This is a genomic window from Caballeronia arationis, assembly GCF_001544975.2.
Taxonomy (GTDB): Bacteria; Pseudomonadota; Gammaproteobacteria; order Burkholderiales; family Burkholderiaceae; genus Caballeronia; species Caballeronia arationis.
In genome coordinates this window covers 1-6,129 of sequence record NZ_FCOG02000228.1, presented here as the reverse complement: position 1 = coordinate 6,129, position 6,129 = coordinate 1, and the positions used below count along the sequence as shown (strand labels likewise).

General features: G+C 57.0%; 4 protein-coding genes and 3 pseudogenes. 4 read left to right on the top strand and 3 right to left on the bottom strand.

Annotated features, from left to right (window positions below):
- From AWB81_RS45345 to AWB81_RS39660, 3 genes and pseudogenes are all read left to right on the top strand, one after another.
- Positions 1-291: alpha/beta hydrolase (locus tag AWB81_RS45345; protein ID WP_200822624.1), on the top strand; the 291-nt coding region annotated here is incomplete at its 5' end.
- Between the two features lie 67 nt (positions 292-358).
- Positions 359-591: pseudogene (locus AWB81_RS47755) on the top strand (porin); the annotation flags it as partial.
- Between the two features lie 463 nt (positions 592-1,054).
- Positions 1,055-2,122, top strand: coding sequence for a hypothetical protein (locus AWB81_RS39660; RefSeq protein WP_062643745.1), 1,068 nt, complete (start codon positions 1,055-1,057; stop codon positions 2,120-2,122).
- Between the two features lie 356 nt (positions 2,123-2,478).
- Here the strand turns inward: AWB81_RS39660 and AWB81_RS39655 are convergent.
- Positions 2,479-2,943: pseudogene (locus AWB81_RS39655) on the bottom strand (LOG family protein); the annotation flags it as partial.
- A 30-nt stretch (positions 2,944-2,973) separates the two neighbouring features.
- Positions 2,974-3,333: a BON domain-containing protein gene (locus AWB81_RS39650; RefSeq protein WP_062643743.1), complete on the bottom strand. Its 360-nt coding sequence runs from the start codon at positions 3,331-3,333 to the stop codon at positions 2,974-2,976.
- A gap of 957 nt (positions 3,334-4,290) precedes the next feature.
- On the opposite strand from AWB81_RS39650, the gene AWB81_RS39640 reads away from it, so the two are divergent.
- A complete protein-coding gene (locus AWB81_RS39640; protein ID WP_062643741.1) occupies positions 4,291-5,649 on the top strand; it encodes a TAXI family TRAP transporter solute-binding subunit in 1,359 nt (452 codons plus the stop codon).
- 141 nt (positions 5,650-5,790) lie between these two features.
- On the opposite strand, the pseudogene AWB81_RS46150 reads toward AWB81_RS39640, so the two are convergent.
- A pseudogene (locus AWB81_RS46150) lies at positions 5,791-6,129 on the bottom strand (IS4-like element ISCku4 family transposase); the annotation flags it as partial.

Sequence of the window (6,129 nt, the reverse complement as noted above, 5' to 3'; positions counted from 1 at the left end):
TGCCTGCGCCAGCCAACGCTCGTCATGCACGGTGACGACGACCCCATCGTGCCGCTCGTCAACGCGAAGATTCTCGCGTCCCGTATCCGTCAGGCGACGCTTCATGTTGTCGAGGACGGGCACCTCTTTCTCGTCACGCGGACGAGCGAAGTGGCTCCCCTCGTGCGCGACTTCCTGCTGCGGGAGTTGCGCCGAACAGTTTCAAGATCGGGCGTGTTCCCGCACACGATTCCGGCGCAATGCGCACGCAGGATAGGGCTGGCTACACACCAGCGGATAGAAGGTGAGTAAGACGTTGGGTCTTACACCCGCGATGTTCGGCTTCAGACATGAAACATGTTCGCAGTGACAGTTGGCGATGTTCGCCACCACCGCCCATGCCCAATCGTCGATTAGCTTTACGGCGTACTCGACACTGGACTGCTGTATCAAAGCACCTCGGCGGCAACGTTCCAGCCCCAAGCGCCTAACCTGGGGCACGTCTATCAACTCAAGGATGGCGGCATCTATTCCAGCTACTGCGGCCTGAAGAGAAGCGAAGATATCGGCGGCGGCTACAAGATCAACTTCAAGCTGCAGGGCGCTTTCAACAGATGCCGGCGCCGCCAGCAATCGAACACATTGCTGACGTAAAACCCAGCTCGCCTCAATATCGACAATGTCCGACGACCCCCATAGTCTTGCGACGAACGTCCGCTTAACTTTGCGAAGAGCCGCTGATGCCTCGACATGCCGGAGGTCCGCTTGGGGTCGGGTAGCGCCGACCGGCGCCGGGCGGACAGCCTCACACCCAAGAGCGCAGAAGCGATGACAAAAGCCCCGCTCGGGAAGAAGCGGGGCAGGACTTGGAGGCAAACAGCCGAAGCTGCGAAAGGTTTATCGCTTCGGGGGCGCGTTGTCGCGGCCGCCTCCCGACTTCTGGCCGTCGTGCTTGCTGGGCCAGCCGGCGCCTTGTTGGTTGTCGCTCATGAGAGTTCTCCGTTTGGGTGGTTGCGTGCCAGGACTTGGCACAGGAGAATGATCTGCGATCCTCCCAACGCATATCTTCTGAAAAATGGAAAACCTGCCGTCCATCAGCGACATGACGCTGGGCGACATTCTCTTTGCAAACGTGCTATCGCCGTTGTGGCCGCTCGTCATCGCCCGGCCGCTCAAGCTCTTTCCGAAAACCCTAGGCCTCACGCCTGGTGTGGAAGGCGTGCCGTCGCGTGAGTACATGGTGCGCGTTCTGTCGGACTATCCCACTCACCAAGCGATGTTGCGCGCACTAACTGGCGACCACTTCGCTAGCTTCGTGAATCATGTGCGGGGCAAACACCGCATCTCACCCACGACCTTGAAAGCCATCGCGGGGCGGTTCGGGCCCAACGTCGGCCCGAACGAGATCGCCGCCATGGTTCACGGAAGTAGCAACGGCCCGTTACTACCTACCTTACTATCGCTCTGCGGGCTCTTCGAGGCCGTCCCCAACCTATTCTTCGCCAAAGTAGTGAAGGCGGGCATCCCGTGCCCTCATTGCGGTGGCAACCTGATTGATGACCGCGACGTATGGTGGACGAAGCAACCGCTAACACTCCCAAAGCCAACTCACGATCTTGTCGAGCGGATGCTTGGTGCCATCCTGGTCGGAACGGGTTTTTACGCCTACTTCAAGAACGTCGACCGGGAAGCGTTCCTCGACCACATCGTCCAACTCGCCGAACCATCCAAGCATCCCTTCGGCAACTGGATTGAGAACGTCAAGCAGTCGCGCGGCGCCGCGTCTTATTTCGACCTGTGCGCAGCCTCCGCAGACGGCACCCTCCTGCCCTTTGATGAAAATCGCCTCAGCAAATGGGCGAGTGGTGGTGAGCTGCTACCACTTGCCTTGGGCGGCAGGTTGATCGCAGGACTTCCCGATGCCCCCGCGCTAGAACTCGACCTCTACGCTGCACGCGCCATTGCCTTTGTCCTCGACCTCGTCATCGCGGCCACTCCGGGCGCGACTGCGCCCAAACGGAAGACTGCGCAGGACATGATCTTCCGGCGCCTAAGGACTCTGCATGACCACGCTATCCTGTTTATCCGCGCGGCTCAAAAGAAGGCGCAGGAACGAGCGACCGGCCAACCCGTGGTTTCATGATCGTCAAACGATACGGGCACCGGCAAATGCATCAACATCATGCGGGATGGTTCCGTAGCCCAACGCGATTACGCTTTTTCCTCCGTGAAGGCCGAGCAGGCGTCGCCCGACGTCGCCGGGCGAATGACTGTTATATTTTGAAAGCTGTCGTCGACGAAGAGGACGATCCGGTGGCTGTAGTGGGTCGCGTGCTGCCGTCTGCTGCAAAACGAGCATGGTTCGAACGTTCGAACAAGTGAGTGCCGGGACCCGGCCAGAAGCGGTCTTACAGCTCGCCCACTTTTAGCCCGGCGAGTGTCTCCTCCATGCTGGTAAGCAGCCGTGCAATTTCGTGATGCTCCTGACGGTCTCATCGGCTACAACCATTTGGGCACGTTGATGCCCGGATGCCGATGTAACGAGTCGATCAATCTACTCGCTTCACAATGAATAGCGATGGAGTCGCGATGTGCTGAAGGCAAGAATCTTTGCTCGATCATATGATCGATGAATGCGATGAAGGGCGTGAAGAACTCCGCGGTGTTCAACAATCCCAACGGTTTGTCGATTTCCTGCAACTGGTTCATCGTCCACACTTCCATGACTTCCTCGATCGTTCCGATACCTCCGGGTAGTGCAATGAAGGCGTCGGCAAGCTCGACCATTCGTGCTTTCCGCGCTCTTAGCGTCGCAGCGACCTCGCAATGAGCCAGTCTCGAATGCGAATGCCCGCGCCGATGCAGGCTTTCGGTGATGACGCCGTGCACCTGCCCTCCCGCCGATAAAGCCGCGTCGGCTACGGCACCCATCAGGCCTTTGGTCGTGCCGCCATACACTACCGTTCGGCCGTATTTGGAAGCTGGATAAGCACCCTATTGTCCTTCGTAGCCCACCGTGAGCTTGTCGTCGACCGAAACCACACCGGCCACACCTCGCGCGACCTCGCCTGCCTGAGCAATTTGATTAGCGTTGGGCACGGAGCCGCTGAGTATGACTTTACCTTGATTAGCCTTTACAGAAATTTTTGATGTCGGTATCCCCGTTTTCGCGATGGCATTAGAGACATTCTTCGCCAATTGCCGGTTAGCGGCTCGTATAGCCTTCGCACTCGGCGCCGTCGCCTGCGGTCCCGACGCCATCGCTCCCCCATCGCTCGTTTGCCCGTACACGTGGAACGCCGCAGCGACTGCGAGTACGCTGCCGATGACCTTAAGCAGCTTGACTGGCTTCATTCAGCACCTCCTTCTGCATGGTTGCGAAGATTCAATCTGATTTTTAAATCCGCAATCTGACAAGTCATCCGGTCGCGTCGGGGCCAATGGATGGCCGACTCTTGCAATCTATACTAGTAGACTTACCGGTGGAATGCTATTGGACCTAGTACCAACTCTGGACTCGTGGACGGCAATGCGCGGGGCTTTGCAGTTTCCGATCAGGGCTCTTAAGCGATTTCCCACTATTCATAGAGGCGGCACCGCGGTGCGTCCGTAGATGGTCGAACCCGGTCTGACGAAGAACAGCCGTCGTTGTCGGCTATTGATCAGCCGCCTCGGGCAGACAGGTAGGAATTTATATAAGATTGGCGGGCTACAGTGGTTCACCAAATTATCGAAGAGAGTGAGCAAGAATCAAGTGACGGCTGTCGATGGGCTCTGCAGACAATCGCATGGGTTCAATAGGATTTGTGCCGTCTGAAATCTAAAACGATTCCCCGAATTCTCCCAATTGCAGCGAGCTGCGCAGGCTTACATTCGCGAGCTCGAGGCGAGTGCACGCGCTCGGTATTTTGAAGAGAAGTTCCGCCCCGCGCAAAACAAGCGTTTTGCACCCAACAGCGAAAAGCTCCCGTATTGCGTCTTTGACGAAGCCGAATAGATCGCAGCGAGAAACTTGACGACGAACTCAACTTACCAGACACGGGCTTGCCAGAAGCGCCAGAGGCCGCCCATTGCAAGAGAGGGCGCAGGCCTTTATCAAGTTATGGCTGTAGACTACCCTGTTTCGATGTGCGAAGCTGCAGGCACTAGCGCATCCATCCCTGTATGCGGGCGTTCAACCATGGTTCCATCATCGCTCGCGCGGTTAGGAGTTTTGGAACGGATCGTGTCGGAGGATGGCAAAATGCAAAGTACCAAGACCGCGCTTGACGAGGCCATCTTGCGCGGGTGACCAGACGAGGGGGACAGACGATGCCGGGGGACCATCAAGCGCTTCTCCGTGGCCAGAAAGCACGGATCACTCCGCAACGCCGACGACTTCTCATCATTGGCGCGATCCTAATACTGGCCGCCTTGGGTTGGGGATTGTTCTCGGTCATTGAGCCGGCGTTCCAGACAAGGATCGTCATTACGACGGGCGCTGACCGAGGCATCTATCGCGGCTTTGCTGACCAATATGCGCCCATCCTGAAACGGGACGGCGTCACGCTGGAAATACGCAACTCCCACGGCTCGGTCGAGAATTATCAGCGCCTGAAGGATTCCACAAGCGAATATCAGGTGGGCTTCATCCAATCGGGCACGACAACGCCGCAGGAAACTGATCACTTGCAGACCATCGCAGCCGTCTCGTATGAACCGATTTGGGTGTTCTATCGAGGTGATGATACGGTCAACCGATTGGCCCAACTGCGTGGCAAGCGGGTCGGCGTCGGTGTGGCCGGGAGCGGGTTGCTGCACGTTTCACAAGTATTGCTGGGCTATAGCGGCATCACCCGTGATAACACTCAGTTGATTGAAGCCGATGCAAACAAGGCGCATACGTGCCTCGAAGAAGGTTGCCTGGATGCGGCTTTCTTTATCGGCAGACCCGATGCTCCTATGCAGCAGATGCTGCTAAACAGCGACCTAAAACTGATGAGCTTCGCCCAAGCGGATGCGCTCGTCCAGAAGTTCCCGTCTCTTTCCAAAGTAACGTTCCCACGCGCGTCGACTAGCGTGGTGAATGATCGTCCAAAAGACGATGTCACCTTGCTAGCCTCCACCGCGCTGCTGGTGGCCAAAGATAGCTTGCATCCGGCACTCATCTATTTGTTACTGGACGCGGCCAAAACCGTCCACTTGCGCGAAGACTACTTCACGCAACTTGGCGCATTCCCAAATCTGAATACCGATGAATTCCCGGTTTCTAATGAAAGCGAGCGCTATTTCAAATCTGGCCGTCCATTCCTTCAGCGCTATCTTCCATTTTGGCTCGCGAGCTTTATCGAAAGACGCTTGCTTATATTGCTTCCGTTCATGGCGGTGGTCATCGGCATATTGCAAGCACTACCGAGAATGATGGAGGCACGGATACGAAAGCGCTTTGTCGTCTGGTATCGTGAGCTGAAATCGCTGGAGGATGAAATCTGGCGAACCAAGCAGCCATCGAACGATCTGCTCGTCGAATGGCGCGACGAAATCGAGGAGCTCGACGCACAGGCCAGCCGCATAAGCGTGCCGATGCGCTACCTTCGCGACGTCTATGCGCTCAAGCAAGCCATCAGTGTCGTACGCGAACGCATCGCGATGGCGGGAGTGCAATTGGACGAAAGACGGTCTCCTCTTTAAACAGGCCGGTTCCACGATCAGCCGATCGGCTTAGATTAATATGCTTGCCATGCTAGCGCCAGTCTCGACATTCTGAACTTGCGCTTCAAAGGAATCGATCTCTCTGTGCTCAAGAGTGCCGAGTTCGGCACAGTCTTGGGGTTATGTGGCCAGTCGGAACATCTCGAAGGTGTCAGGGTCCTGCCTTTCGGCGATGAATTTCGCGAAGAAATTGGTTTTGGCGCTATTCACGAGAAATTCGGGCAGGCATTGTCGTAGTGCACTGGCGACAACCAACTCCGATGGAGGGATGCCGGGACGGATGGTGCGCAGCCAGGATCCAAAGGAACTCCAGACGAGTGAAGGGAATACCGCTGCCAGGTACTGAAGCAGTCCCTGGCAGACGATGCCAGCCTGAATGAAGACGTGATAGGCGTGGGTCTTGCGCTTGACGGCGTCGCGGTACTCGGGCGACTCGCGATGAAGGTATTGATCGCCGTT